This is a genomic window from Pararhizobium sp. DWP3-4, assembly GCF_049898205.1.
Classification (GTDB): Bacteria; Pseudomonadota; Alphaproteobacteria; order Rhizobiales; family Rhizobiaceae; genus Pararhizobium.
Map to the genome: position 1 here is coordinate 343,904 of NZ_JAFCXF010000007.1, position 25,388 is coordinate 369,291.

Annotated in this window: 26 protein-coding genes; 12 read left to right on the forward strand and 14 right to left on the reverse strand. The window is 60.9% G+C overall.

From position 1 onward, the window contains the following. Positions 1-298: 298 nt before the first annotated feature. From ahcY to ACP7E6_RS20065, 6 genes are all read right to left on the reverse strand, one after another. Positions 299-1,699 carry an adenosylhomocysteinase gene (gene ahcY / locus ACP7E6_RS20040; protein WP_426231463.1) on the reverse strand — a complete coding sequence of 467 codons (1,401 nt, stop codon included), beginning with the start codon at positions 1,697-1,699 and terminating at the stop codon, positions 299-301. 182 nt (positions 1,700-1,881) lie between these two features. Continuing rightward, entirely contained in the window at positions 1,882-2,163 is a 282-nt protein-coding gene (locus ACP7E6_RS20045) for an HPr family phosphocarrier protein (protein WP_426125672.1), read from the reverse strand. Between the two features lie 4 nt (positions 2,164-2,167). Next, on the reverse strand, positions 2,168-2,569 hold the full coding sequence (locus ACP7E6_RS20050) for a PTS sugar transporter subunit IIA (RefSeq protein WP_037096714.1): 402 nt from the start codon (positions 2,567-2,569) through the stop codon (positions 2,168-2,170). 147 nt (positions 2,570-2,716) lie between these two features. Then, complete coding sequence (locus ACP7E6_RS20055; RefSeq protein WP_426231464.1) at positions 2,717-3,184, reverse strand: HPr kinase/phosphorylase; 468 nt, start codon at positions 3,182-3,184, stop codon at positions 2,717-2,719. After that, positions 3,181-4,935: a stimulus-sensing domain-containing protein gene (locus tag ACP7E6_RS20060; RefSeq protein ID WP_426231504.1), complete on the reverse strand. Its 1,755-nt coding sequence runs from the start codon at positions 4,933-4,935 to the stop codon at positions 3,181-3,183. The genes ACP7E6_RS20055 and ACP7E6_RS20060 overlap by 4 nt, the downstream gene beginning before the upstream one ends. Positions 4,936-5,200: 265 nt before the next feature. Next, complete coding sequence (locus ACP7E6_RS20065; RefSeq protein WP_037097523.1) at positions 5,201-5,935, reverse strand: response regulator transcription factor; 735 nt, start codon at positions 5,933-5,935, stop codon at positions 5,201-5,203. 341 nt (positions 5,936-6,276) lie between these two features. Between ACP7E6_RS20065 and ACP7E6_RS20070 the strand changes: the two genes are divergently transcribed. The 5 genes from ACP7E6_RS20070 (at position 6,277) to ACP7E6_RS20090 (ending at position 10,084) form a co-directional block, all read left to right on the forward strand. After that, the gene (locus tag ACP7E6_RS20070; protein ID WP_426231465.1) at positions 6,277-7,887 is read left to right on the forward strand and encodes a phosphoenolpyruvate carboxykinase; all 1,611 of its coding nucleotides are present in this window, start codon (positions 6,277-6,279) and stop codon (positions 7,885-7,887) included. A gap of 140 nt (positions 7,888-8,027) precedes the next feature. Then, positions 8,028-8,462, forward strand: a complete 435-nt coding sequence (gene arfB, locus ACP7E6_RS20075; protein ID WP_318414947.1) for an alternative ribosome rescue aminoacyl-tRNA hydrolase ArfB — start codon at positions 8,028-8,030, stop codon at positions 8,460-8,462. A gap of 85 nt (positions 8,463-8,547) precedes the next feature. Continuing rightward, positions 8,548-9,021, forward strand: a complete 474-nt coding sequence (gene lysM, locus ACP7E6_RS20080) for a peptidoglycan-binding protein LysM (protein ID WP_426231466.1) — start codon at positions 8,548-8,550, stop codon at positions 9,019-9,021. A 2-nt stretch (positions 9,022-9,023) separates the two neighbouring features. Next, positions 9,024-9,464, forward strand: coding sequence for a hypothetical protein (locus ACP7E6_RS20085; RefSeq protein ID WP_426231467.1), 441 nt, complete (start codon positions 9,024-9,026; stop codon positions 9,462-9,464). A gap of 8 nt (positions 9,465-9,472) precedes the next feature. Next, positions 9,473-10,084: an alpha-ketoglutarate-dependent dioxygenase AlkB family protein gene (locus ACP7E6_RS20090; RefSeq protein WP_426231468.1), complete on the forward strand. Its 612-nt coding sequence runs from the start codon at positions 9,473-9,475 to the stop codon at positions 10,082-10,084. A 3-nt stretch (positions 10,085-10,087) separates the two neighbouring features. On the opposite strand, the gene coaA is transcribed toward ACP7E6_RS20090, so the two are convergent. The 7 genes from coaA to hisB are packed head-to-tail and all read right to left on the reverse strand — an operon-like array spanning position 10,088 to position 14,704. Then, positions 10,088-11,083 carry a type I pantothenate kinase gene (gene coaA / locus ACP7E6_RS20095; protein ID WP_426125666.1) on the reverse strand — a complete coding sequence of 332 codons (996 nt, stop codon included), beginning with the start codon at positions 11,081-11,083 and terminating at the stop codon, positions 10,088-10,090. A gap of 7 nt (positions 11,084-11,090) precedes the next feature. Further along, on the reverse strand, positions 11,091-11,405 hold the full coding sequence (locus ACP7E6_RS20100; RefSeq protein ID WP_426231469.1) for a phosphoribosyl-ATP diphosphatase: 315 nt from the start codon (positions 11,403-11,405) through the stop codon (positions 11,091-11,093). A gap of 18 nt (positions 11,406-11,423) precedes the next feature. After that, entirely contained in the window at positions 11,424-12,200 is a 777-nt protein-coding gene (gene hisF / locus ACP7E6_RS20105) for an imidazole glycerol phosphate synthase subunit HisF (protein ID WP_426231470.1), read from the reverse strand. Then, positions 12,197-12,940, reverse strand: coding sequence for a 1-(5-phosphoribosyl)-5-[(5-phosphoribosylamino)methylideneamino]imidazole-4-carboxamide isomerase (gene hisA / locus ACP7E6_RS20110; protein WP_426231471.1), 744 nt, complete (start codon positions 12,938-12,940; stop codon positions 12,197-12,199). Before hisA ends, hisF begins: the two co-directional genes overlap by 4 nt. Before the next feature lies 1 nt (position 12,941). Continuing rightward, a complete protein-coding gene (hisH, locus tag ACP7E6_RS20115; protein WP_426231472.1) occupies positions 12,942-13,592 on the reverse strand; it encodes an imidazole glycerol phosphate synthase subunit HisH in 651 nt (216 codons plus the stop codon). Further along, a complete protein-coding gene (locus ACP7E6_RS20120) occupies positions 13,592-14,068 on the reverse strand; it encodes a DUF2628 domain-containing protein (protein WP_426231473.1) in 477 nt (158 codons plus the stop codon). The genes hisH and ACP7E6_RS20120 overlap by 1 nt, the downstream gene beginning before the upstream one ends. A gap of 27 nt (positions 14,069-14,095) precedes the next feature. Beyond that, positions 14,096-14,704: an imidazoleglycerol-phosphate dehydratase HisB gene (gene hisB, locus ACP7E6_RS20125; protein WP_037096685.1), complete on the reverse strand. Its 609-nt coding sequence runs from the start codon at positions 14,702-14,704 to the stop codon at positions 14,096-14,098. Positions 14,705-14,927: 223 nt separating this feature from the next. Here hisB and hslV point away from each other — a divergent pair, with 223 nt between their 5' ends. The 5 genes from hslV to ACP7E6_RS20150 all read left to right on the forward strand — a co-directional run bounded on the left by hslV (position 14,928) and on the right by ACP7E6_RS20150 (position 19,871). Next, positions 14,928-15,452: an ATP-dependent protease subunit HslV gene (gene hslV / locus ACP7E6_RS20130; RefSeq protein ID WP_426231474.1), complete on the forward strand. Its 525-nt coding sequence runs from the start codon at positions 14,928-14,930 to the stop codon at positions 15,450-15,452. Beyond that, positions 15,442-15,960 (forward strand): GNAT family N-acetyltransferase, encoded by a 519-nt coding sequence (locus tag ACP7E6_RS20135; protein WP_426231475.1) that lies wholly within the window; start codon positions 15,442-15,444, stop codon positions 15,958-15,960. The genes hslV and ACP7E6_RS20135 overlap by 11 nt, the downstream gene beginning before the upstream one ends. After that, on the forward strand, positions 15,957-17,264 hold the full coding sequence (hslU, locus tag ACP7E6_RS20140; RefSeq protein ID WP_426125655.1) for an ATP-dependent protease ATPase subunit HslU: 1,308 nt from the start codon (positions 15,957-15,959) through the stop codon (positions 17,262-17,264). The genes ACP7E6_RS20135 and hslU overlap by 4 nt, the downstream gene beginning before the upstream one ends. Positions 17,265-17,479: 215 nt before the next feature. Continuing rightward, positions 17,480-18,394, forward strand: a complete 915-nt coding sequence (locus ACP7E6_RS20145) for a DUF1402 family protein (RefSeq protein WP_426231505.1) — start codon at positions 17,480-17,482, stop codon at positions 18,392-18,394. 82 nt (positions 18,395-18,476) lie between these two features. Then, on the forward strand, positions 18,477-19,871 hold the full coding sequence (locus tag ACP7E6_RS20150; RefSeq protein ID WP_426231476.1) for a cytochrome P450: 1,395 nt from the start codon (positions 18,477-18,479) through the stop codon (positions 19,869-19,871). Here ACP7E6_RS20150 and ACP7E6_RS20155 read toward each other — a convergent pair. Beyond that, entirely contained in the window at positions 19,834-20,451 is a 618-nt protein-coding gene (locus tag ACP7E6_RS20155; RefSeq protein ID WP_426231477.1) for a hypothetical protein, read from the reverse strand. The genes ACP7E6_RS20150 and ACP7E6_RS20155 overlap by 38 nt on opposite strands. A gap of 142 nt (positions 20,452-20,593) precedes the next feature. On the opposite strand from ACP7E6_RS20155, the gene ACP7E6_RS20160 reads away from it, so the two are divergent. Then, positions 20,594-22,594, forward strand: coding sequence for a hydantoinase/oxoprolinase N-terminal domain-containing protein (locus ACP7E6_RS20160; protein ID WP_426231478.1), 2,001 nt, complete (start codon positions 20,594-20,596; stop codon positions 22,592-22,594). A 209-nt stretch (positions 22,595-22,803) separates the two neighbouring features. Beyond that, positions 22,804-24,972 carry a malate synthase G gene (locus ACP7E6_RS20165; RefSeq protein WP_426231479.1) on the forward strand — a complete coding sequence of 723 codons (2,169 nt, stop codon included), beginning with the start codon at positions 22,804-22,806 and terminating at the stop codon, positions 24,970-24,972. Positions 24,973-25,388: the final 416 nt, after the last annotated feature.

The window sequence follows — 25,388 nt, forward strand, 5'->3', positions numbered from 1 at the left end:
GCCGGGTCCGTTCAGGGTCATTTCGTCCGGTTGCAAATCGCCACGCAGTGCTAAATCGAAATCCCACTGACGCGGGCCTCGTTCAATTCCGATTGCAGTCCGGCATGTCTTCGTCTGTTTGCCGCCTCAACGACAAGACATCCATTCGTGACGCGTCTGTTCCGCATCTTCGTCACGAATCATTGTGCCAAAAACATACGCCTTCGGGGAATCCTCGGGAAGGGCGGAGAAAAAAAAGAGGCCGCGATCTCCTGTCAAGATCGCGGCCCCTATATGTTGTGGATTATCCGGGTAAGGACTAGTAGCGGTAGTGTTCAGACTTGAACGGACCGGTCGGCGTCACACCGATATAGCCAGCCTGTTCTTCCGAAAGTTCGGTCAGCTTGGCACCAAGCTTGGCCAGATGCAGACGCGCGACCTTTTCGTCGAGGTGTTTCGGCAGGATATGGACGCCCTTGTCATACTGCTCGCCCTTGGTGAACAGCTCGATCTGGGCCAGGACCTGGTTGGAGAACGAAGCCGACATGACGAAGGACGGGTGACCGGTGGCGTTGCCGAGGTTGAGCAGGCGGCCTTCCGATAGAAGGATCATGCGGTTGCCCTTGGGGAACTCGATCAGGTCGACCTGCGGCTTGATGTTGGTCCACTTCATGTTGCGCAGCGCGGAAACCTGGATCTCGTTGTCGAAGTGGCCGATATTGCCGACGATCGCCATGTCCTTCATCTCGCGCATGTGGTCCATGCGGATGACGTCCTTGTTGCCGGTCGTCGTGATGAAGATATCGGCCGAAGATACGACGTCCTCGAGCTGAACGACTTCAAAGCCGTCCATGGCGGCCTGCAGGGCGCAGATCGGATCGACTTCCGTGACCTTGACGCGGGCGCCGGCGCCGGAGAGCGAAGCGGCAGAACCCTTGCCGACGTCGCCGTAACCGCAGACGACGGCAACCTTGCCGGCCATCATCACGTCGGTACCGCGGCGGATACCGTCGACCAGCGATTCCTTGCAGCCGTACTTGTTGTCGAACTTCGACTTGGTAACCGAATCGTTGACGTTGATGGCCGGGAAGGGCAGCAGGCCCTTGGCATGCAGCTGGTAGAGGCGGTTGACGCCGGTGGTGGTTTCTTCCGTCACGCCCTTGATGGCGTCGCGCTGTTTGGTGAACCAGCCCGGCGAAGCGGCCAGGCGCTTCTTGATCTGGGCGACGAGGATTTCTTCTTCCTCGGATTCGGGCTTCGACAGAACGTCCTCGCCGGCTTCGGCGCGGGCGCCGAGCAGGATGTACATGGTGGCGTCGCCGCCGTCATCGAGGATCATGTTGGAAACGCCGCCGTCGGCCCACTGGAAGATCTGGTCCGTGTAGGTCCAGTATTCTTCGAGGCTTTCGCCCTTGACCGCAAAGACCGGAACGCCGGTGGCGGCGATGGCTGCTGCAGCGTGGTCCTGCGTCGAGAAGATGTTGCAGGAAGCCCAGCGCACGTCGGCGCCGAGGGCGACCAGTGTTTCGATCAACACGGCCGTCTGGATGGTCATGTGCAGCGAGCCGGTGATGCGCGCGCCCTTCAGCGGCTTGGTCGTGCCGAATTCCTCGCGGCAGGCGATCAGGCCCGGCATTTCGGTCTCGGCGATGGTGATTTCCTTGCGGCCGAAATCGGCAAGACCGATATCCGCAACCAGATAGTCGTTTTTCGTGCTCATGAAAGTCTCCGGGCTGGTGCCGTGCACGAATACCTGACGTTTGGCAGGACCGGGCAGGGCGCACTAGAATTCGCACTTCCTGCAATGGGCAGGACGTTTGTTCCTCAAATATCAGGAAACGCGAAAAGGAGCAACAGGACATAAAGAAGTCTTTATGTCTTTATGTCTCTTGTCTAGCGGGATCAGATTTCTTCGCCGAACTTGTCGGCAACCAGCGCGTCAAGGGCGTCGAGTGCCTCCTGGGCTTGGCGGCCGCTGGAGGTGACGGAGACCGAACAGCCAGTGCTGGCGGCCAGCATCATCAGCCCCATGATCGAGGTGCCGCCGACGGTCATGCCGTCCTTGGATACGTGGATCTCGGCATCGTATCCCTCGACCGTCTGCACGAACTTGGCCGAGGCGCGGGCATGCAGTCCGCGCTTGTTGACGATCAAAAGGTCGCGGGAGAGGGTCACGACCGACATCCCGTTATTTTCCACTGAGGACGCGGCTTGCGACATTGATGTATTTCCTGCCTGCTTCGGACGCTTCGACGAGAGCCTTGTCCATATCGCTTTCGCCACGGACGCCGGCCAGTTTGATCAGCATGGGAAGGTTGACGCCGGCAATGACTTCGACGGTGCCGCTTTGCATCACCGAGATTGCCAGGTTTGACGGCGTGCCGCCGAACATGTCGGTGAGGATGATGACGCCATTGCCCTCGTCGGCTGCGAGAACGGCGTGCAGAATGTCCTGCCGGCGCTGATCCATGTCATCCTCGGGGCCGATGCAGACAGTCTCGATTGACTTTTGCGGACCAACGACATGCTCCAGCGCATGACGAAACTCTTCAGCCAGCTTGCCGTGTGTGACAAGCACAAGTCCGATCATGGTGTCTTCGCTCCAACTGCATCTGCAAATCTATAAGGAGGGTCAGATATCGCAATGCAGCAATTTCGTCCACCTTTAGGGCGGCCATCTTGGCAAGGAAAAGGCGAATGGCAAGTTAAAAATCCGGAAATGCTGCCTTAAAAGGCATCAATGTCCTTGAAAATTGGCATTTTGAGGTAAAATAAGCCGCAGAATCTCAAAAGAATTCAAGCCTTCGGCGACGGGAACGCGATGCAAAGGCAAAAAATCGCCGGAAGGCAAAGAAAACCTCTCTTTTTCCGGGGGTAAACGCGGCTCAAACGGCGATTTGACTGGCAGAATGGCAAAATCGATCACCGCCGCCGGTATCGTCTCGACAGCAACGATCCCCGTGCCGCGGACCTCGGCAAGACCTGCGATCGAGGCTGGACGGAGAGCAATGATGCGGCCGTTGCGCACTGAGATCAGCACCTGATCATCCGCAACGAGAGCCGCAAACAGCCCGCAATTCCTTGCTGCCGCCACACAGGAGAGCGCCAGCATCGTCTTGCCGGCGCCGGACGGGCCGACAAACAAAAAACCCTGCGTTCCGAGCACGACGGCGGTCGCGTGAATATTGACCGCCGGGTTGGTCATGAATGGTTTTCGATCGGAAGCGACAGGATGAAACGGGCGCCGGTAATCTTGCCGCTCGCATCCATCATGTTCTCAGCCTTCAGCGAGCCCCCATGAGCCTCGGCGATCTGGCGGGAGATGGAGAGACCGAGACCCGAATTCTGGCCGAAATCCTCAGCCTCCGGCCGGTCGGTGTAGAAGCGTTCGAAGATGCGGTCGATGTCTTCGGCCTGGATGCCCGGGCCATTGTCCTCGACATAGATGATGCAGCGGCTGCGGGTACGGGTCAGCCGCAGGACGATGCGACCGCCCTGCTCCGGAACGAAGGACCGGGCGTTCTCGATCAGGTTGGTGATGATCTGGCCGATGCGCAGCTCGTAGCCACCCACATCGAAGCGCGCCTTCGGATTGTCCTTGCGCTCGACGACGAAGCTGAGTTCGACGATCTTCTTGCCGCTGCGGATCTGCCGGGAAAGATCGACAAGGCCACCAAGGAGCTTTTCCAAATCGACCGCCTTGGCGTCGCTGCGGGCAAGCTCAGCATCCAGTCTGGAGGCATCGGAAATATCGCTGATCAACCGGTCGAGACGGCGGACATCGTGCTGGATGACGTCCATCAGCCGCTTCTTGGAATCGTCCGTACGGGCCAGCGGCAGGGTTTCGACGGCGCTGCGCAGCGAGGTCAGCGGATTCTTCAGTTCATGGCTGACATCGGCGGCAAAATTCTCGATCGCGGCAATACGGTCGTAGAGCGCGGTCGTCATTTCGCGCAGCGCCACCGAAAGGTTGCCGATCTCGTCCTGGCGGGAGGAGAAATCCGGGATTTCCTCGCGCTCCTTTGCCCCGCCACGCCGCACGCGGATGGCGGCGGCCGACAGGCGCCTGAGCGGATTGGCGATGGTGCTTGAGAGCAGCAGCGACAGGATGACGTTGACGAGTGCCGCAACCCCGAATACGCGGATGATCGCCAGCCGCTCGGCGTGAACGATCTTGTCGATGTCGCCCGCCTGCGTCGACAGAAGCAGCACGCCGAGAACGGCGCGAAACCGCTGAACCGGCACGGCGACTGAGACGATCAGCTCACCTTTTTCGGTGACGCGCACGACGGCACCGCGAACGCCGGTCAGCGCATTCATGACTTCCGGATAGATAGCACCGTTGCCACCTGGCGGTTCCTTGTAGAGCGGCAGGTTGCCCGGCTGCAGTACGCGATTGAACCAGGAGTTCAGCCGTTCGGACCATGTCACCGCTTCCGGTTCTATCGGCGGCAGGTCGAAACGCAGCACCTGACCGCCGGTATAGAGGTGGCGGGAATCCAGCAGAAGATCGGCGTCGGCATCAAACAGGCGGGCGCGGGTGCGGGTTGGCGATATCAGCCGCCGCAGGACCGGCGCCACACGTTCCTGGTTGATCGGGAATTCCAGATCCTCGTCGCTCGGCAGCGGCGTGATGCTCTGGCCTGCCTGCAGTTCCAAAAGCTTTTCCGGATCGATGGTGATCGAGTTGGTATCGACGGAGGCGGATGCCGCGATCGCGCCGGCAATGATTTCCCCTTGCGTCAAAAGACTTTCGACGCGGGCATCGATCAGCCCTTCGCGGAACTGATTCAGATACATGATGCCGCCGACGAGAACGACAAGCGCGACGAGATTGAAGAACAGGATACGGCGCGTCAGGCTGGAAAACACGGCGTTGCCGAAGATGCGGCGAATCAACGTGAAGGGATGCGCCCACGTCCGCCCGGAAGCGGCCCGTGTTTCGCCTTCATCCATATCGATGTTTCGCAAGACTTCGACCAAGCCTTCAACTCCGCTTGCGCGGCCCCTGCATGTCAATTGGCAGGTTACTGCCCGTTTCAATGGCAGCCTTGCTACCGGTCCAATGGTAGACCCGGCTGCCGTCCGCCCGAGGGTAGAATGGAGATTACGCCCCTGTCTTTCTCTCGGCGCGGAGCCGTATCATACAGCTCCGTCCTTGACCACGCCAGACTTTCACCTTGTGGCGATGCCGGCGTGGCGGAGGAGATGCGGTCCGGCCTCAGGCCGATTCGCGGAAGCGGTAGCCAACGCCGTAAAGCGTTTCGATCATGTCGAAGTCGTTGTCGACCATCTTGAACTTCTTGCGCAGCCGCTTGATGTGGCTGTCGATGGTGCGATCGTCGACATAGACCTGTTCGTCATAGGCGGCGTCCATCAGCGAATCGCGGCTCTTTACCACGCCGGGGCGCTGCGCCAGCGAATGCAGGATGAGGAACTCGGTCACCGTCAGGGTCACCGGTTCATTCTTCCAGGTGCAGGTGTGGCGTTCCTGATCCATCGACAGCTGGCCGCGCTCCAGCGAACGTGCCTGGATATCGGCGGCACTCTTGGCAGCGCCACTGCCGGTGCTTGCGGCAGCTGCCGCCTCCCGGTTGGCCGACCGGCGCAGGATCGCCTTGACGCGCTCCACCAGCAGACGCTGCGAGAAAGGCTTGGTGATGAAATCGTCGGCACCCATCTTCAGGCCGAAAAGCTCGTCGATCTCTTCGTCCTTTGAGGTGAGAAAGATCACCGGAATATCGGATTTCTGGCGCAGCCGGCGCAACAGCTCCATGCCGTCCATGCGCGGCATCTTGATATCGAAGATCGCCAGTTGCGGCGGCCGGGCAAGCAGACCGTCGAGAGCCGAGGCACCGTCGGTATAGGTTTCGACCTTGTACCCTTCCGCCTCCAGTGCAATCGACACCGAGGTCAGGATATTCCGGTCGTCATCGACAAGTGCGATCGTCTGCATCGTATAGGGCTCCACCATTTCGCTGCGCCTCCGAGGCCGGCCCGGTTGTCCGGGGCTCTGCTGCGGTAAGACGCGTTTCATGAGTATAAAGGTGGAACAAATTGTGGCGAAGTAAAATGCAAAAGCAATGAGCATGATGGCAGGCGGGTGTTTCCGGCGAAAAATCGGTGCCTGAAAAGGCTCGATTCAACCGATTAAAAAAGCGATATTTTCTTTTAAATCGATTAATATACTGAAATCATTATATTTTTTACGACAGCAATCTTGTCTTTTCGTCTTCATCCTTCTATGGTCGCTAACATTCAATGTTCTGTCGGCAAACCACGGAGGAAAGCTGGACCATGCAGGAACTCGGCATTCACAACCCATCCCTTGGGCTGGAATCAATCGGCTTTAACAACCTGGACGTGGTTCGGTACAACTTTGGCACCGCTGAACTCTATGAGGAAATCCTGCGCCGCAGCGAAGCGCTGCTGACTGCCGATGGTGCCGTGCGCGCCCTGACCGGCCAGCACACCGGCCGTTCGCCGAAGGACAAGTTCGTCGTTCGCGATGAAAACACCACCGATGAAATCTGGTGGGACAACAACAATGCGATGTCGCCGGAGCATTTCGCGGTGCTGCATCAGGACATGCTCGATCACGCCAAGGGCAAGTCGCTCTATGCGCAGGATCTGATCGGCGGTGCCGATGCGGAAAACGCTCTGCCGACGCGCGTCATCACCGAATTCGCCTGGCATTCGCTGTTCATCCGCAATCTCCTGATCCGCCCGGAAAAGGCGGCACTCGCCGCTTTCAGCCCGAAGCTGACGATCATCGATCTGCCGGACTTCAAAGGAAATCCGTCCCGCCACGGCTGCCGCACCGAAACGGTGATCGCTTGCAACTTCACCAAGGGCATCATTCTGATCGGCGGCACGTCCTATGCCGGCGAGATGAAGAAGGCCGTCTTCACCATGCTCAACTACCTGTTGCCGGCCAGGCGCGTGATGCCGATGCATTGCTCCGCCAATGTCGGCCCAGATGGTGATGCAGCCGTGTTCTTCGGCCTTTCGGGCACCGGCAAGACGACGCTGTCGGCCGATCCCAAGCGCACGTTGATCGGCGACGACGAGCATGGCTGGGGCGAACACGGCATTTTCAATTTCGAAGGCGGCTGCTACGCCAAGACCATCCGCCTGTCGGCGGAGGCCGAACCGGAGATTTTCGAAACGACGCGGCGCTTTGGCACCGTACTTGAGAACGTCGTGCTCGACGAAAATCGCGTTCCCGACTTCAACGATGGTTCGCTGACCGAAAATACCCGTTGCGCCTATCCGCTGGACTTTATTTCGAATGCCAGCAAGAGCGGCACGACAGGCCATCCCGGCACGATCATCATGCTGACGGCCGATGCCTTCGGCGTCATGCCGCCGATCGCCCGCCTGACGCCCGATCAGGCCATGTATCACTTCCTGTCCGGCTACACGGCCAAGGTGGCCGGCACGGAAAAGGGCGTGACCGAGCCGGAAGCAACCTTCTCGACCTGCTTCGGTGCGCCGTTCATGCCGCGTCATCCGTCGGAATACGGCAATCTGCTCAAGGCTCTGATTGCCGAACACGGCGTAAATTGCTGGCTGGTCAACACCGGCTGGACCGGTGGCGCCTATGGCGTGGGAAATCGCATGCCGATCAAGGCGACACGGGCGCTGCTTGCTGCCGCGCTTGACGGCTCGCTTGCCTCGGCCGAATTCCGCACCGACAGCAATTTCGGCTTTGCCGTTCCGGTTTCGGTTCCGGGCATCGACAGCAGCATCCTTGACCCGCGCTCGACCTGGAGCGATGGCGTTGCCTATGACGCGCAGGCCCGCAAGCTGGTCGATATGTTCGTCGCCAACTTCGCCAAGTTCGAAAGCCATGTCGACGGCAGCGTCCGTGATGCGGCACCCGGCGTGAAGCTCGCAGCCGAATAAATCAGCCCTCACAGAGGGTTGCAGACCATGATTCACGTGAAACCCGGCGCGAAAAGTGCCGGGTTTTCGCATTGCCTATAGGTTCACGCGTTTTCAATTCCGCCATCCTGTGAGATAGAGCGATGGAAGGATGAAACGTCATGGCCAGCGATCCGCTCTACATCAACGACCGCATCGTCATCGCCGGTTGGGAACTGACGGAGCAATTCGTGCTGGCCGGCGGGCCGGGCGGACAGAATGTCAACAAGGTCTCGACCGCGGTTCAGCTGTTCTACGGCATCGCCGCCTCGCCGGCCTTGCCGGAGCGTGTCCGGGACAATGCCATCAAGCTTGCCGGCCGGAAGGTTTCCAAGGATGGCGTGCTGATGATCGAGGCGAGCCGCTTTCGCAGCCAGGAGCGCAACCGCGAGGATGCGCGCGAACGGCTGAAGGAGCTGATCCTCAAGGCCGCCGAACCGCCGCCGCCGCCGCGCCGTAAAACCAAGCCGACCAAAGGCTCGATCGAACGCCGCCTGAAGGCAAAGACCGGGCGCGGCGAAGTCAAGAAGATGCGCGGACGCCCGGAAAACGATTGATCGCGGCAATTTTCATCCAGGCCTTGTTTTTTCCCCATGAGTGCACTCTGTTAGGGTTGAAGAAACCCGCAAAAGGAGAAGCGCCATGGGTCTGTTCAGCTTTATCAAGAATGCCGGCAAGAAACTCGGCATCGGCGGCGATGACGATGCGCCGGATGTCGAAGCGGTGAAGAAGGAACTGGCGTCCCATGATCTCGGCACAGACAAGGTCAATGTCGCGGTCGAGGGCGACAAGATCGTGCTCACCGGCGTGGTCAAGGATCAGTCCGCCTTTGAAAAGGCCGTCGTTGCCGTCGGCAATACGCTGGGTATCTCGAAGGTCGAAGCGGCGGAACTGAAGGTCGCCGACGGTGTTGCAGAACCCGCAGCGGCCAAGGACCCGGTCTTCTACACGGTGAAGAAGGGCGACAACCTTTGGAAGATCGCCGAATCGCAATATGGCAAGGGCAAGGGCGCGAAGAACACCGTCATCTTCGAAGCCAACAAGCCGATGCTGACCCATCCGGACAAGATCTATCCCGGCCAGGTCCTGCGCATTCCGGCTTTGGACCAGGCCTGATCATGAAAACAGCCGGCGCAGCTCTGTCGATTGCCGTTGCCGTTCTGATGACGGCGCTCAGCGGTCCTGCGCTGGCCCTGACGTTCCGCGAGCCCGCCAAGGGCTCGTCGGAGCGGGCGGCCATCATGGATAGCCTGCGCCCCGCAGTCGAGGCGGAGATGCGCGGCCCGGTCGAATTCGTGGTGACCACCATCCGGGTCACGCCGAACTGGGCCTTCGTTCAGGTCGAGCCGCAAAGGCCGGGTGGCGGTGTCATCGATCCCGAGAAAACCGGTTTTGCCGGGGATACCGACATGATGGACGGGCTGACCGTTTATGCACTGATGGGCTTTCAGGCCGGCCGGTGGAACCTGATCGATCACATGGTTGGCCCGACGGATGTCGGTTATGCCGGTTGGCAGCAACGCTATGGCATCCCGGCCGCCCTGCTCGGACTGGAATAGGCAATCCGATGCAGGTCCTGCCAAAGGGCATTCGCCATATTCCCGGTTTTCTCGACCGCGCTAAACAAGAAGCCCTCGTCGAGAGCATCCGCGCTGTCGTAGCGGATGCCCCACTCTACATCCCGGCCATGCCACGTACCGGCAAGCCGATGTCGGTGCGCATGACCAATTGCGGATCGCTCGGCTGGGTGACCGACAAGGAACGCGGTTATCGTTACCAGAGGCAGCATCCCATCACCGGCAAACCATGGCCTGCCATGCCCGATATGCTTCTGGAAACCTGGCGCACCGTCTCCGGCGCCGCGAAGGGGCCGGAGGCCTGCCTCGTCAATTTCTACGCCGATGATGCCCGGATGGGCCTGCATCAGGATCGCGACGAAAAGGACCTGGAAACGCCGGTCGTGTCGATTTCGCTGGGAGACAGCTGCCTGTTCCGTGTCGGCGGCACCGAACGCAGCGGCGGAACGCTGTCGTTCAAGCTGGCGAGCGGCGATATCGTCGTGCTCGGCGGCGAGGGCCGTCTCGCCTTTCACGGCGTCGACAAGATCTACCCCAACACATCGACGCTGCTGAAGAACGGCGGCCGCATCAACCTGACGCTCCGCCGCGTCACCGTCTGACGTTTAAAGTTTGCGCAGCGCCACCGTCTCGGTGAGATGATTCGGACCCTTCTGCAGGATCAGGTCGGCGCGGGGCCGGGTCGGCAGGATGTTCTGGCGCAGGTTCTTCAGGTTGATGTTCTGCCAGAGCCCCTCGGCGATCGCCAGCGCTTCGTCCTCGCTCACCTGCGCATAGCGCTTGAAGAAGGATTCCGGATCGCGGAAGGCGGTCTGGCGCAGGCGCATGAAGCGGTTGACGTACCAGGTGTGGATCAGGCTTTCCTCGGCATCGATATAGATCGAGAAATCGAAGAAATCCGACACCATCGGCACGATCTTGCCGTCAGCGGGCAGATTGCGCGACTGCAGGACATTGATACCCTCGAAAATCAGGATGTCCGGCCGGTCGACGACCTGGAACTGGTCGGGCAGCACGTCATAGGTCAGATGTGAATAGGTCGGCGCCTTGACGTTCGGCTGGCCGGCCTTGATCGCCGACAGGAAGCGCAACAGCGCGCCGATATCGTAGCTTTCCGGAAAGCCCTTGCGGTCCATCAGGTTTTCCCGCAGCAGCGTCGCGTTGGGATAGAGAAAACCGTCCGTCGTCACCAGATCGACCTTCGGGCTCGATGGCCAGCGGGATAGAAGCTCGGCCAGGATACGCGCGGTGGTCGATTTGCCGACGGCCACGGAACCGGCAATGCCGATGACGAACGGGGTCTTGGCGTCGTTCGACATGCTGAGAAACTGCTGGCGCTGGGCAAACAGCCGCTGCGAGGATTCCACATGGGTGGACAACAGACGCGACAGCGACAGGTAGATGCGCCGGACTTCGCTGAGATCGATCGGGTCGTTGAGCGACCGCAGCCGCTGGACTTCATCCGCCGACAGCGTCAACGGCGTATCGGCCCGGAAATGCGACCATTCCTCCGCCGAAAAGAACCGGTAGGGCGAATAGTCCTTGTTGTCGAAGTGATCCGGAATATCGGCCGGTGCGATGTCTTTGGCGACGATTGTCATGACGTGTCTACCGGCTTGCCTTTTCCTGGAGCCCCGATTGGCTTGTCCGCCGTTCGAGTTCGCTCATCACATCCTGCAATGGAATGTCAGCAATTTTCAATACGACCATAAGATGATAGATCAGATCGGCACTCTCGGCGACAAGGTTGTTGCGATCGTTGCTGATGGCGGCGATCACGGTCTCCACCGCTTCCTCGCCCAGCTTCTTGGCCGCCTTCGCCTGCCCATGGGCCACGAGTTTGGCGGTCCAGGATTCGTCCGGCGAGGCCTTGGCCCGCAAGGCGACGATCGCTTCGAGATCGGAAAGGCTGAAATTGCTCATCTGTCTCTATCCTGAAGCTCAATCGAGCCGCATGGCGATGCCATGCTCTGCCATATAGCGCTTGGTTTCACCGATGCTATAGGTGCCGAAATGGAAGATCGACGCGGCCAGAACCGCCGTCGCATGGCCGTCGCGAATGCCTTCGACCATATGATCGAGCGTGCCGACCCCGCCCGAAGCAATGACGGGCACGGAGACCCGATCCGCGATCGTGCGGGTCAGCGCGATATCGTAGCCAGCTTTCGAGCCGTCGCGATCCATTGAGGTCAAGAGCAGTTCGCCGGCACCAAGCTTGACCATCTTCTCGGCAAAGGTCACGGCATCGATGCCGGTTGCCTGGCGGCCGCCATGGGTAAAGATCTCCCAGCGGTCCTCCTCGCCGGGCTTCGAGACCTTCTTCGAATCGATCGAGACGACGATGCACTGGTTGCCGAACTTGTCGGCCGCTGCGGCGACGAAATCCGGATTGCTGACCGCAGCCGAATTGATCGACACTTTGTCCGCTCCGGCCAAAAGCAGCTTGCGGATATCGGCCACGCTACGAACTCCGCCGCCGACGGTGAGCGGCATGAAGCAATGATCGGCGGTGCGGGCAACGACGTCGAAGATCGTGTCGCGATTGTCGGAGGAGGCGGTGATGTCGAGGAAACAGAGCTCATCGGCACCGGCCGCATCATAGGCCTTGGCCGATTCGACGGGATCGCCGGCATCGATCAGATCAAGGAAGCTGACGCCCTTGACGACACGGCCGTCCTTGACATCGAGGCAGGGGATAACGCGGGCTTTGAGGGTCATGCCGCTTTTCCTTTGGCGTTCCGGATGAGCGTCAGAGCTTCCGCCGGATCGATGCGTCCGTCATAGAGCGCCCGGCCGGAAATGGCGCCTTCGAGTTTGGCCGCATCCGGCTGAACCATGCGGCGGATATCGTCCATCGAGGCGAGGCCGCCCGAGGCGATGACGGGGATGGAAACGGCATCGGCCAGTTCCAGCGTCGACTCCCAGTTGATGCCGGTCAGGATGCCGTCTCGGTCGATGTCGGTATAGATGATCGCAGACACGCCGGCGCCTTCGAACTTTTGGGCGAGTTCGATGACACCGAGTTCGGAGGCTTCCGCCCAGCCCTCGACCGCCACCTTGCCGCCCTTGGCGTCGATGCCGACGGCGACCTTGCCCGGGAATTTCTTGCAGGCTTCGATCACCAGCGCCGGATCGCGCACGGCGACGGTGCCGAGAATGACGCGGGCAAGGCCACGCGACAGCCAGTTTTCGATGTGATCGAGCGTCCGGATGCCGCCGCCCAGCTGCACCGGGTTCCTGGTGGACTTGAGGATCGCATCGACGGCGGCCCCGTTGACCGTTTCACCGGCAAAGGCGCCGTTGAGATCGACCACGTGCAACCATTCGAAACCTTGGTCCTCGAAGGCCTTGGCCTGCGCGCCGGGGTCGGGATTGTAGACGGTCGCCTGTTCCATGTCGCCGAGCTTGAGGCGCACGCACTGGCCGTCTTTGAGGTCGATGGCGGGAAAAAGGATCATGTCAGGGCTTCCAGCGCAGAAAATTCGAGATGAGGGCAAGGCCGAGCGTCTGGCTCTTTTCCGGATGGAACTGGGCGCCGGCCTTGTTTCCCTGGGCAACAAACGCCGTCACCGGGCCGCCATAGGTGGTGGTGGCAATCAGGTCGTCCGGGTTTTCGACGGCGAGATGGTAGGAATGGACGAAATAGGCATGCAGCCCATCCTCACCGGTCTTGATGCCATCGAAGAGCGGATGCGGCTTCTTCAACACCAGCGTATTCCAGCCGATCTGCGGGATTTTCAGCGTGGGATCGGACGGCACCATCTCGACGACATCGCCCTTGATCCAGCCAAATCCTTCCGTCGTCGTCTTCTCCAGTCCGCGCGACGACATCAGCTGCATGCCGACGCAGATGCCGAGGAACGGCCGGCCGGATGTCTCCACCGCTTCGTGCAGCGCGTCCCGCATCCCATCGACGGCATCAAGGCCTCGGCGGCAGTCGGCATAGGCACCGACGCCGGGCAGCACGATCCGGTCGGCGCTGGCAACGCGGTCGGCTTTATCGGTGAGTTCGATTTCCGCGCTGATGCCGGCTTCACGCGCCGCCCGTTCGAAGGCCTTGGTTGCCGAGCGCAGATTGCCGGATCCGTAATCGATGATCGCAACGCGCATCAGCGTTCTCCATAATTTTCAAACAGACCGACAGCCGCGCGGCCATCGGCGGGTTTTGCCATGGCAGCCGGCAGCACCGGCGGCTGCCAGATGGTTTCGCCTTCGGCCGCGCCCTCGGTGTCCACTGCGTGACCGTAGATCATTTCGGCCGTAACCAGATCGTCGGCGGCGATGATCGCTTGCAACGTCCAGCCCCGGGCCTGCAGCCGGTTGGCCACAAACGCCGGGCCTTCGAGGGAAACAAGCAGGCGCAGAGCCAGTTCGATCAGCAATCCCGCCGCGCTTGGCTCCGGGGTCGCAAAGGCGATGAGCCCTTGCAGGATGGCGACGGTGATGCCGGCAATCCATTGGCGCCGATACAGCAGCCAGAACGCAGGAAGGACAAAAGCGATCCAGGAAAACTTGTCGGCGATGAAGCGTGCCTTGTCGTCGCTCTTCAGAGCGTCCGGAGACGTCAGAACCAGATAGGAGGCCATGTCAGCCAACTTTCACTATGGGCCGGATCAGACCAGCGTTCCCTTGGTGGAGGGAACGCGGCCTGCCTGGCGCGGATCGATCTCTGTTGCCGTGCGAAGCACGCGGGCAACGGCCTTGAAGCAGGTTTCGGAGATATGATGGTTGTTGGCGCCGTAGATGTTCTGCACATGCAGCGTGATGCCGCCGTGCTGGGCGAGCGCCTGGAAGAATTCGCGCACCAGTTCCGTGTCGAACGTACCGATCTTCGGCGCCGAAAAATCGACGTTCCAGACCAGGAAGGGCCGGCCGGAGACGTCGACGGCCGCGCGGGTCATCGTCTCGTCCATGGCAAGGTCGAGCGAGGCGTAGCGGGTGATGCCGCGCCGGTCGCCCAGTGCCTTGGAAAGCGCCTGACCGATGGCGATGCCTGTGTCTTCAACGGTATGGTGATCGTCCACATGCCGGTCGCCCTCGGCAACGATGTCCATGTCGATCAGCGAATGGCGGGAAAGCTGTTCCAGCATATGGTCGAAAAAGCCGACGCCGGTCGAAATCCGCGACGTGCCGGTGCCGTCGATATTGACGGACACGGTCACCGAGGTTTCGTTGGTCTTGCGCGAAACGCTGCCGGTGCGGCTCACTTGCTTGTCGGCCATCAGGTTCTCCCGAATGTAATAGAGCCGCTCCTTATCAGGCGGTGGGCGAAATATCCAGAACTGCCGCCATGTTTCTCGTAAGCGCGAGACGCTGCCGGATTGACTAGGGAGGGGGAGCGCAGCGGGGGTTATTTGCAATCGGCAAAAGCGCACTTACATAGGTTTCAACGGAGCCGATGTTCGGCTCTCCGATAAGGCCCGGAAGCCGGGCAGGGTGGGTTTCATGACAACGATTATTACCGTCCGGAAGGGCGGACAGGTGGTGATGGCGGGCGATGGCCAGGTGAGCCTCGGCCAGACCGTGATGAAGGGCAATGCGCGCAAGGTTCGCCGCCTCGGCAAGGGCGAGGTCATCGCCGGTTTTGCCGGCGCCACAGCCGATGCGTTCACGCTGCTGGAACGGCTCGAATCCAAGCTCGAGCAATATCCGGATCAGTTGATGCGCGCCGCCGTCGAGCTTGCCAAGGACTGGCGCACCAACAAATACCTGCGCAATCTCGAAGCTATGATGCTGGTCGCCGACAAGTCGATCACCCTTGCCATCACCGGCAATGGCGATGTGCTGGAGCCGGAACACGGCACCATCGCCATCGGCTCGGGCGGCAATTATGCCTTCGCAGCCGCGCGGGCGTTGATGGATACCGATAAGTCCGCCGAAGAGATCGCCCGCCGGTCGATGGAAATCGCCGCCGACATCTGCGTCTATACCAATGGCAATATCGTCATCGAAAAGCTCGATGCAGCCTGATCAGACCATTGCCTTTGTGGCTGTCGATGCGAGCCATGAGCCGATGCTGCTTGGCTGGCTGTCGCAGCCGCATGTGCGTGAGTGGTGGGGCGACCCGCAGGATGAGCTCGCGCTGATCCGCGAGGACCGGACAACAGGAGAGACGAAGGGTTTCATTTTCTTCGTCGATGGCGAGCCTGCCGGCTACATCCAGTCCTGGCTGCCGGTGCAATATGAAAGCGAGCGCTGGGCCAAGGACCTGACACCCGATACGCCGGGGATCGATATCTTCGTCGGTCCGGCAGAGATGACCGGGAAGGGCGTAGCCTCCAGGGCGATCCGGGCTTTCGTGCCGCAGCTTTTTGCCGGCACGGCGCCACGGATCATCATCGACCCGGATGCAGGAAATACGCGAGCCCTCAGGGCTTATGCCAAGGCGGGGTTCATCCCCTATGGCGAATGGAACGATAGCTCTGGGCGCACAATCCTGATGGAATTGACCCGGACAGAATTTGAGAGGACCAGATGACCACATTTTCACCCCGCGAAATCGTGTCGGAGCTCGACCGGTTCATCATCGGCCAGCACGATGCCAAGCGCGCCGTTGCCATCGCCTTGCGCAACCGCTGGCGCCGCCAGCAGCTCTCCGACGAGCTGCGCGACGAAGTCATGCCGAAGAACATCCTGATGATCGGGCCGACCGGCGTCGGCAAGACCGAGATTTCCCGCCGTCTGGCCAAGCTCGCCGGTGCCCCCTTCATCAAGGTCGAAGCGACGAAATTCACCGAAGTCGGCTATGTCGGCCGTGATGTCGAGCAGATCATCCGCGATCTTGTCGAGGTCGGGATCGGCCTGGTGCGCGAAAAGAAGCGCGCCGACGTCAAGGCCAAGGCGCATTTGAATGCCGAGGAGCGCGTGCTTGACGCTTTGGTTGGCGCGACCTCTTCGCCGGCCACACGCGACAGTTTCCGCAAGAAGCTGCGGGCCAACGAGATGGATGACAAGGAAATCGACATCGAGATTGCCGATACGGCAACGCCCGGCGGCGGCTTCGAAATCCCCGGCATGCCCGGTGCCAATATCGGCGTCCTGAACCTGTCGGAAATGTTCGGCAAGGCGATGGGGCAGCGCACCAAGAAGGTCCGCACGACGGTCAAGGAGAGCTACGGCATCCTGATCAACGACGAATCCGACAAGCTGCTCGACAATGAGGAGATCCAGCGCGAGGCCGTGCGTTCGGCGGAAAATGACGGCATCGTCTTTCTCGACGAAATCGACAAGATCGCCGCTCGCGATGGCGGCATGGGTGCGGGTGTTTCACGTGAAGGCGTGCAGCGCGACTTGCTTCCCTTGGTCGAAGGCACCACGGTCGCGACCAAGTATGGTCCGGTGAAGACAGACCATATCCTGTTCATCGCCTCGGGCGCCTTCCATGTCTCCAAGCCGTCCGATCTCCTGCCGGAATTGCAGGGCCGCCTGCCGATCCGCGTCGAGCTGAAGGCGCTGACCAAGGAAGACTTCCGCCGCATCCTGACGGAAACCGAAGTCAGTCTGATCCGCCAGTACAAGGCGCTTCTGGAAACGGAAGGCGTCAATCTGGATTTCACCGAAGACGCGCTCGATGCGCTGGCCGATGTTGCGGTCAAGCTCAACACCAGCGTCGAAAACATCGGCGCCCGGCGCCTGCAGACCGTCATGGAACGCGTCCTCGACGAGATCTCCTATGCAGCACCGGACAAGTCCGGCGAGGCGCTGACGATCGATGCGGAATATGTGCAGAAACATGTGGGCGATCTCGCCGCCAACACGGATCTGTCGCGGTATATTCTGTAAATTTGCAACGGCCGTTTGTTAATGACTGGGGCACTTGCCATAACGGCAGGTGCCCTTGTTGTTTGTGGTACCCATACGCGATAAGGCTTTCGCCGGTGCCGGGCATGATTCCGACACGATTTTGCCGCATGCGTCCCGGCACATCCGGAACGTCAAGACAGGTTCACAGGAAACAGAGCGTGCGCCCCATCCTTCAGATGCTTCTCGTCGCGGCCATGATTGCCGTTACCGGCCCCGCAATGGCGGACGGCATTCGTGTGGTGCCCGAGGGCAACCGGTATCAGGAACAGCCGAATGTGCCGGGTGCATCCGTGCGCCGGACCAAGGCCGGCAAGACCTCGTTCGATGCCAAATACGACAAAGTGCACAATCTGCTGGCCAATGACAGCAAGCTGATGGGCAAGATCAAGTCGACGGCGCGTGCCTATGGCATCGATCCGATCCACATGATCGGCGCCATCGTCGGCGAACACACCTACAATGTCGACGCCTATGACCGGCTGCAGTCCTATTACGTCAAGGCCGCCGCCTATGCCGGCGACAGTTTCCGGTTCGGCTACGAGGGCGAAACGGTGGCGCAGTTCGTGGCGCGGCCGGAATTTTCCAAATGCGTGGGCAAGAAAAGCTCCTATGCGCTGTGGACCTGCCGTGAAAGCGTCTGGGATAGCCAGTTCCGCGGCAACACGGTCGGTGGCACCGCCTATCCGAACAATCGCTTCAGCGCGGTGTTCTTCCAGCCGTTCTTTGCCGGCCAGACCTTTGGCCTCGGCCAGATCAATCCGCTGACCGCTCTGATGCTGACAGACATGGTGTCGCGCGTTTCAGGCTATGACCGGCTGGACGAAAACGATGCTGCCGGGGTCTATAAGGCGATCATGGATCCCGACCAGTCGCTCGCCTATATGGCCGCCTCGATCCGCCACTCGATCGACGCCTACAAGTCGATCGCCGGCATGGATATTTCCGATAATCCCGGCATCACCTCGACCCTCTACAATGTCGGCAATCCCGACCAGCGCGCTGCGGCCCTGGCTGCGAAGAACAAGGGCGGCGCGGTGCAGTGGCCGGAGGAAAACTATTACGGCTGGCTGGTCAACGACAAGCTCGCCGACCTCAAGGCGCTGCTTTAACTTTCCTGAAACCGCCTTATCTTCATGCGAAGGATAGGCGATTGCCGCCGTGCATGTTTGGCGGCGTATGGAAAGTATCATCATGGATATGAGACCCGAACCTTTCGAGCCACCGGCACCAATCCCCCGCACGGTGCCGCCGTCGCGTCTGCAGATCATCCGCACGGTGATGCGCAATCCGCTGGAACTGTGGGGCGAGCCTTCCTACACGCTGCCCTGGATCGATACCAAGTTCGTCACGCAGCGCACGCTGATCGTCAACGATCCCAATCTGATCCGCTATATCCTCGTCGAAAATGCCGCCAACTACGAAATGTCCAAGGTGCGCCGCCTCATCCTGCGGCCGATCCTGCGCGATGGGCTGCTGACGGCAGAGGGTGAGGTCTGGAAGCGCTCGCGCAAGGCCATGGCGCCGGTGTTCACGCCGCGCCATGCGCGCGGCTTTGCCACAAGCATGCTGTCGAAAACCGAGGAATATGCCGCGAAATACGACGAGGCGGCTGCCACAGGTGCGGTGGTGAATATCGCCACCGACATGACCGAGCTGACCTATGAGATACTCTCGGAAACCCTGTTCTCCGGCCAGATCGCTGCCGAGACCGAGGGGTTTGCCGATAGCGTCGAACGGCTGCTGCACCGGATGGGCCGCGTCGATCCGATGGATATTCTGCTGGCCCCGTCCTGGGTGCCGCGCCTCACCCGCATCGGTGGCGCCAAGGTGATGGCGGAATTCCAGGCGATCGTTGCCAAGACCATGGACCAGCGGCGGCAACTGATGCGCTCCGACCCGGAGGCCGCACCACAGGATTTTTTGACGCTGCTCCTGCAGCTGGAACGGCCACAGGGACTGTCCACCGACGAGATCGCCGACAATATCCTGACCTTCATCGGGGCAGGACACGAAACCACGGCGCGGGCGCTTGCCTGGACGCTCTATTGCGTCGCCAATTCCCCGCATGTGCGCGCCAATATGGAAGCCGAGATCGACGCCGTGCTGTCGAGCGGAGCCGAGCCGGTGGACTGGCTCGACCTGATGCCGCATGTGCGCGCTTCCTTCGAGGAGGCTATGCGCCTTTATCCGCCGGCCCCTTCGATCAACCGGGCCGCGATCGAAGCCGATTCCTGGACCTCGCCCGAGGGCGAGCGGGTGGATATCCCCAAGGGCATTGCGGTTCTGATCATGCCCTGGACGTTGCATCGCCATGTACTTTACTGGGAAAAACCGCGCGCCTTCATGCCGGAACGCTTCCTGCCGGAAAATCGCGACAAGCTGCACCGGTTCCAGTACCTGCCGTTCGGCGCCGGGCCGCGCATCTGTATAGGCGCTACGTTCGCCCTGCAGGAAGCGGTGATCGCGCTCGGCGTGCTGATGAAACGCTTCCGCTTCGACATGACGCCGGAGACGAAACCCTGGCCGGTACAGCGTTTGACCACCCAGCCTAGGGGCGGGCTGCCGCTGAGGGTGTCGGTGCGCTAAAGGTTTTTCCCGGCGTTTCCGATTGCACGGCACGGATCGGCGAATCGGAAGCCACCGGCTCCTGCGTCTGCTTCTTCGGCCGCTTGATCGTCTTGATCGCCGCGCAGGTCGCGTCGCCAACGCCCTCGCAGGGCTTGTAGACGACGATCTCGCTGCCGGCGCCATCATCCCAGACGGCCTGGATGGCGAGCGTCTTTGCCTCTCCGGCCGGCAGCGAGATGTAGATATACTCGTTGGTATTGCTGTCGGGCAGATTGAACGGGATCTGCGGATTGCATTTGCCGAGCGGAAAGCGCTTGTCGAGCGTGTCGGAATTGACCGAGTAGCGGATTTCCGAGAGCCGGCAATGCATGGTCTGCAGTGCTGTAAAATAGATCAGCTGCTTGTCGTCGTAATTGCGGAACTGGATCCAGCCGGTCGTCTTGTTGGCATTGAGCATCGCCTTGTAGATGGCGACATCCGGAAGCACCGGCTTGTATTCTTCCTCATCGCTCGCTTCCTGCGCAGAGGCGGGCAGTGAGAGGGCAGGAAGACCTGAAATCGCAAGGAACAGGAGCAGCATACGTGAGAAACCGGTCATGCCGTGATCCTTGCTTTTGACAGTGTCGCGCAGCCTTATCGCCGATGTCGGCGAAGCGATGGCCTTTCGCTGAAAGATGTCATATCACCTCGTGCATATCCTTTGAAGCCGGGTTTCCGGTGCTACCCGAATGGATGCTCTCGTGACTGACCATCTCCTCCTCGGTATCGATACCGGTGGAACCTATACCGACGCGGTTCTTTTCAGCGAGACCCAGGGCGTCGTTGCCAAGGCAAAGGCGCTGACCACGCGCCACGATCTCTCGGTCGGCATTGCCGGTGCCGTCGAGGCGGTGCTTCAACAGGCAAAGGCACCGGCATCCGCCATCGGCCTGGTGTCGCTATCGACGACGCTTGCCACCAACGCGCTGGTCGAAGGGCAGGGCGGCCGCGCCGGTCTGGTGATGATCGGTTTCGGCCCGGAAGACCTGAAGCGCGATGGGCTGCTGGAGGCGCTGGGGACCGATCCGGTGATCTTCCTGCCCGGCGGCCATAATGTCCATGGCGGCGAGACGCTGCTCGATATGACGCTGCTCGACGAAGCGTTGCCGCAGCTCACGACGCAAGTTTCCTCCTTCGCCGTGGCCGGCTATTTTGCCGTCCGGAATCCGGCTCACGAACAGCGGGTGCGCGACCGCATCCGGGAAGTCTCGCATCTGCCGGTCACCTGCAGCCACGAGCTGTCTTCAAAGCTTGGCGGCCCCCGCCGGGCGCTGACCACCCTTCTCAATGCCCGTCTCGTTTCGATGATCGACCGGCTGATCGGCGCCTGCGAAGGTTTTCTACAGGCGCGCGGCATCGACGTGCCGATGATGGTCGTGCGCGGCGACGGGGCGCTGATATCGGCGGCCGAGGCCCGGCTGCGGCCGATCGAAACCATTCTCTCCGGCCCGGCGGCAAGCCTCGTCGGCGCCCGGCACCTGACCGGCCTCGACAATGCGGTCGTCTCCGATATCGGCGGCACCACCACGGATGTGGCGGTGCTCGACAAGGGCCGTCCGCGTCTGGATGGCGAAGGCGCTGTCGTTGGCGGGTTCCGCACCATGGTCGAGGCGGTGGCGATGCGCACCTTCGGTCTCGGCGGCGATTCGGAAGTCCGCATCAACGATCGCGGGCTGCAGGCAAAGATCGATCTTGGCCCGCGCCGGTTCCTGCCGCTTAGCCTGGCCGCCGTCGAGCATGAGGCCGCCGTCATTTCCGTGCTCGAGCGGCAGCTGCGCACCGCCCATGTCGGCCGCTATGATGGCCGTCTGGCCGTGCGCACCGGCCTTCCCGATCATCTGGCAAGCGGCCTCCAGCCGCAGGAATTGGCGCTGTACGAGCGCATCGGCGCCGTGCCGGTGGCGCTGGAAAGCCTGCTGACCAGCACCTTGCAGAAGGCGACGCTGGACAGGCTGGTGGCGCGTGGTCTCGTCCATATCTGTGGCCTCACTCCGTCCGATGCCATGCATGTGCTGGGGCGGCAGGACCAGTGGAATGCCACGGCCGCCCGGCTCGGTGCAGAGCTTGCCGCCCGGGTAAAGGACGGCTCCGGCAAGCCGATCGCAGCGTCCGCGCAAGCGCTGTCGGAGATGATCGTCGCCAGGCTTACCCGCCAGTCCGCCGAGGTCATTCTTGCCTCCTGCCTGGCGGAAGACGGTGCGGCCATCGATCCGGCCGTATCGCTTGCCGTCGACCGGGCGTTGAAACGCGAGCCGGGCATCGTCGCCTTCTCGCTGTCTCTGGATCGCCCGCTGGTCGGGCTCGGGGCGTCCGCACCGGTCTATTACCCGGCTATCGCCGAGATGCTCGGCGCCGAATCATCAATCCCGGCCGAAGCGGGGGTTGCCAATGCGGTCGGCGCCATCGTCGGCCAGGTGCGGGCCTCCGTCACGGTCTTTGTCACTGCGCCGGATGAGGGTATCTTCATCGTCAACGGTGCCGGCCCCAGCAGCCGGTTCCTCGATCAGGATCAGGCTTTCGCATCGGCCCGCGAACGGGCACAAATGGCAGCCCTGGCCTCGGCCCGGTCGAATGGTGCTGATGAGCCGGCCCTGGTGATGCGCGAGGAGATCGATGCGCCGGAAACCGAGGGGAGCCGCAGGCTGATCGAGGCCCGGTTCACCGCTGTTGCCAGTGGCCGTCCCCGCGTCGCGCACGTTTGATTTGTTCTTTTTTGGAAATAATTCTTCGCATTCTTGCTGGATTGACAGGGAATGAAAGCGTGAGAGACTGCGGCCACCTACAGCGCCGCGCGTCAGTCCTGACGCGCAAAGGTCGCTGTATCATTTTGAAATTGCTGTATAATTCTTTAAATCAGATTCGATTTAAGGAATTATACAGCGGATTTGAGCGTTAATTCATGGAGTTGCCGATGGGCCGGATAGAAAAGAATGGGTTGGGAATCGATGCGGATCTGCACGAATTCCTCGTCAAGGAAGCACTGCCCGGCACTGGCATCGATGTGGACCAGTTTTTCGCGGCCTTTTCGCAGATCGTCCATGATCTCGCCCCGAAGAACCGCGATCTGCTGGCCAAGCGCGACGCGCTGCAGGAGAAGCTCGACAACTGGTACCGCCAGAATGGCGCACCGGTCGACATGGCGGCTTATGAGGGCTTCCTGAAAGAGATCGGTTATCTCCTGCCGGAAGGCCCGGATTTTTCGGTGTCCACCAGTAATGTCGATCCGGAAATCGCCACCATTGCCGGGCCTCAGCTCGTCGTTCCCGTCATGAACGCGCGCTATGCGCTGAATGCCGCCAATGCCCGCTGGGGTTCGCTTTATGATGCCCTCTACGGCACCGATGCGATTGCCGAGGATGGCGGCGCTGAAAAGGGCAGGGGTTACAATCCCGTTCGCGGCCAGAAGGTCATCGCCTGGGCACGCGGTTTCTTGGATGCCAGCGCCCCGCTTTCGGCCGGCAGCTGGAGCGATGTCACGACGCTTGCCGTTGATGGTGCATCCCTGTCGATCTCGACCGCATCAGGCCCGGTAAAACTTGCTGACGGCGGTCAGTTCGCCGGCTATCGGGGCGACAAGGCCTCGCCTTCGCATCTGCTTCTGAAGAAGAACAACCTGCATATCGAAATCGTCATCGATGCCGCGACGCCAACAGGCAAGGACGACAAGGCCCATATTTCCGACGTCATCCTCGAATCGGCCATCACCGCGATCATGGATTGCGAGGATTCCATTGCTGCCGTCGATGCCGAAGACAAGATCGTCGTCTATCGCAACTGGCTGGGCCTGATGAAGGGCGACCTGCAGGAAGAAGTCAGCAAGGGCGGCAAGACCTTTACCCGCAAGCTCAACCCGGATTTCAGCTTTGCCGCGCCAAACGGCGGCGAGGTCACGTTGAAGGGCCGCGCGCTGATGCTGGTGCGCAATGTCGGTCACCTGATGACCAATCCGGCGATCCTTGACCGCGATGGCAACGAGGTCCCGGAAGGCATCATGGATGCCATGATCACCGGCCTGATCGCGCTCTATGACATCGGTCCGAATGGCCGCCGGATGAACTCGCGCGAAGGCTCGATGTATGTCGTCAAGCCGAAGATGCACGGTCCGGAAGAGGTCGCTTTTGCCTCGGAAATCTTCGGCCGCGTCGAGCAGGCGCTCGGCATGGCACCGAATACCATGAAAATGGGCATCATGGACGAGGAGCGCCGCACCACGGTCAACCTCAAGGAATGCATCCGCGCTGCCAAAGAGCGTGTCGTCTTCATCAATACAGGCTTTCTCGATCGTACCGGCGATGAAATGCACACCTCGATGGAAGCGGGCCCGATGATCCGCAAGGGCGACATGAAGCAGGCGGCGTGGATTGCGGCCTACGAAAACTGGAACGTCGATATCGGCTTGGAATGCGGCTTGTCCGGCCATGCGCAGATCGGCAAGGGCATGTGGGCCATGCCCGACCTGATGGCGGCCATGCTGGAACAGAAGATCGCCCATCCGAAGGCCGGCGCCAACACCGCCTGGGTTCCCTCGCCAACGGCTGCGACCCTGCACGCGACCCACTATCACAAGGTCGATGTTGCGGCTGTCCAGAAGGACCTGAAGAGCCGGAAACGGGCAAACCTCAGCGATATCCTCTCCGTCCCGGTCGCCTCACGGCCGAACTGGACGGCAGAGGAAATCCAGCGCGAGCTGGACAACAATGCACAAGGCATTCTCGGTTATGTCGTCCGCTGGATCGACCAGGGTGTCGGCTGCTCGAAGGTGCCGGACATCAACAATGTCGGCCTGATGGAAGACCGCGCCACGCTGCGCATCTCCGCCCAGCACATGGCCAACTGGCTGCATCATGGCGTCGTTACCGAGGCGCAGATCGTCGAGACGATGCAGCGCATGGCCGCTGTCGTCGATGGCCAGAACGCCGGGGATGCGGCCTACACGCCGATGGCCGGCAATTTCGACGGCTCCATCGCGTTCCAGGCAGCGCTCGAACTGGTGCTCAAGGGCCGCCAGCAGCCAAACGGCTACACCGAACCCGTCCTCCACCGCCGCCGCCTTGAGCTGAAGGCAAGCGAAGCGGCTTGAGGTTGATTGCCGGGAACGGGAAACCCGTTCCAGGAAAAAATGGATTGTGCCGGGGAAATTCACGCCTGTCATAAAGTCTTGTTGCCGTTGACTATCCGGTGATCTGATAAGGGAAAAGCCAGTACATCCCCACTCTCCGTCATGCTCGCCCTTGTGGCGGGCATCCAGCGACCCGACGTCCGTCGGGTCAAAGAACTCTGTAATCCTTGAGTAAAACTGCTCCCTTACCGCGCAGACGCGCGGTGGCTGGATGCCTGTGACAGGCACAGGCATGACGGAAGCCGTGTGAGGCTATTCAAAAAAAATTCATCCCCGTTTTTCCCCGCCCCCAAAAGACAGGGCATACTGCTCAAGCCTCCGCCACCGGAGTGTTGCGCGAGACGGTCGTGGACAGGGGGAGGCTGGTGCCCGTCGTC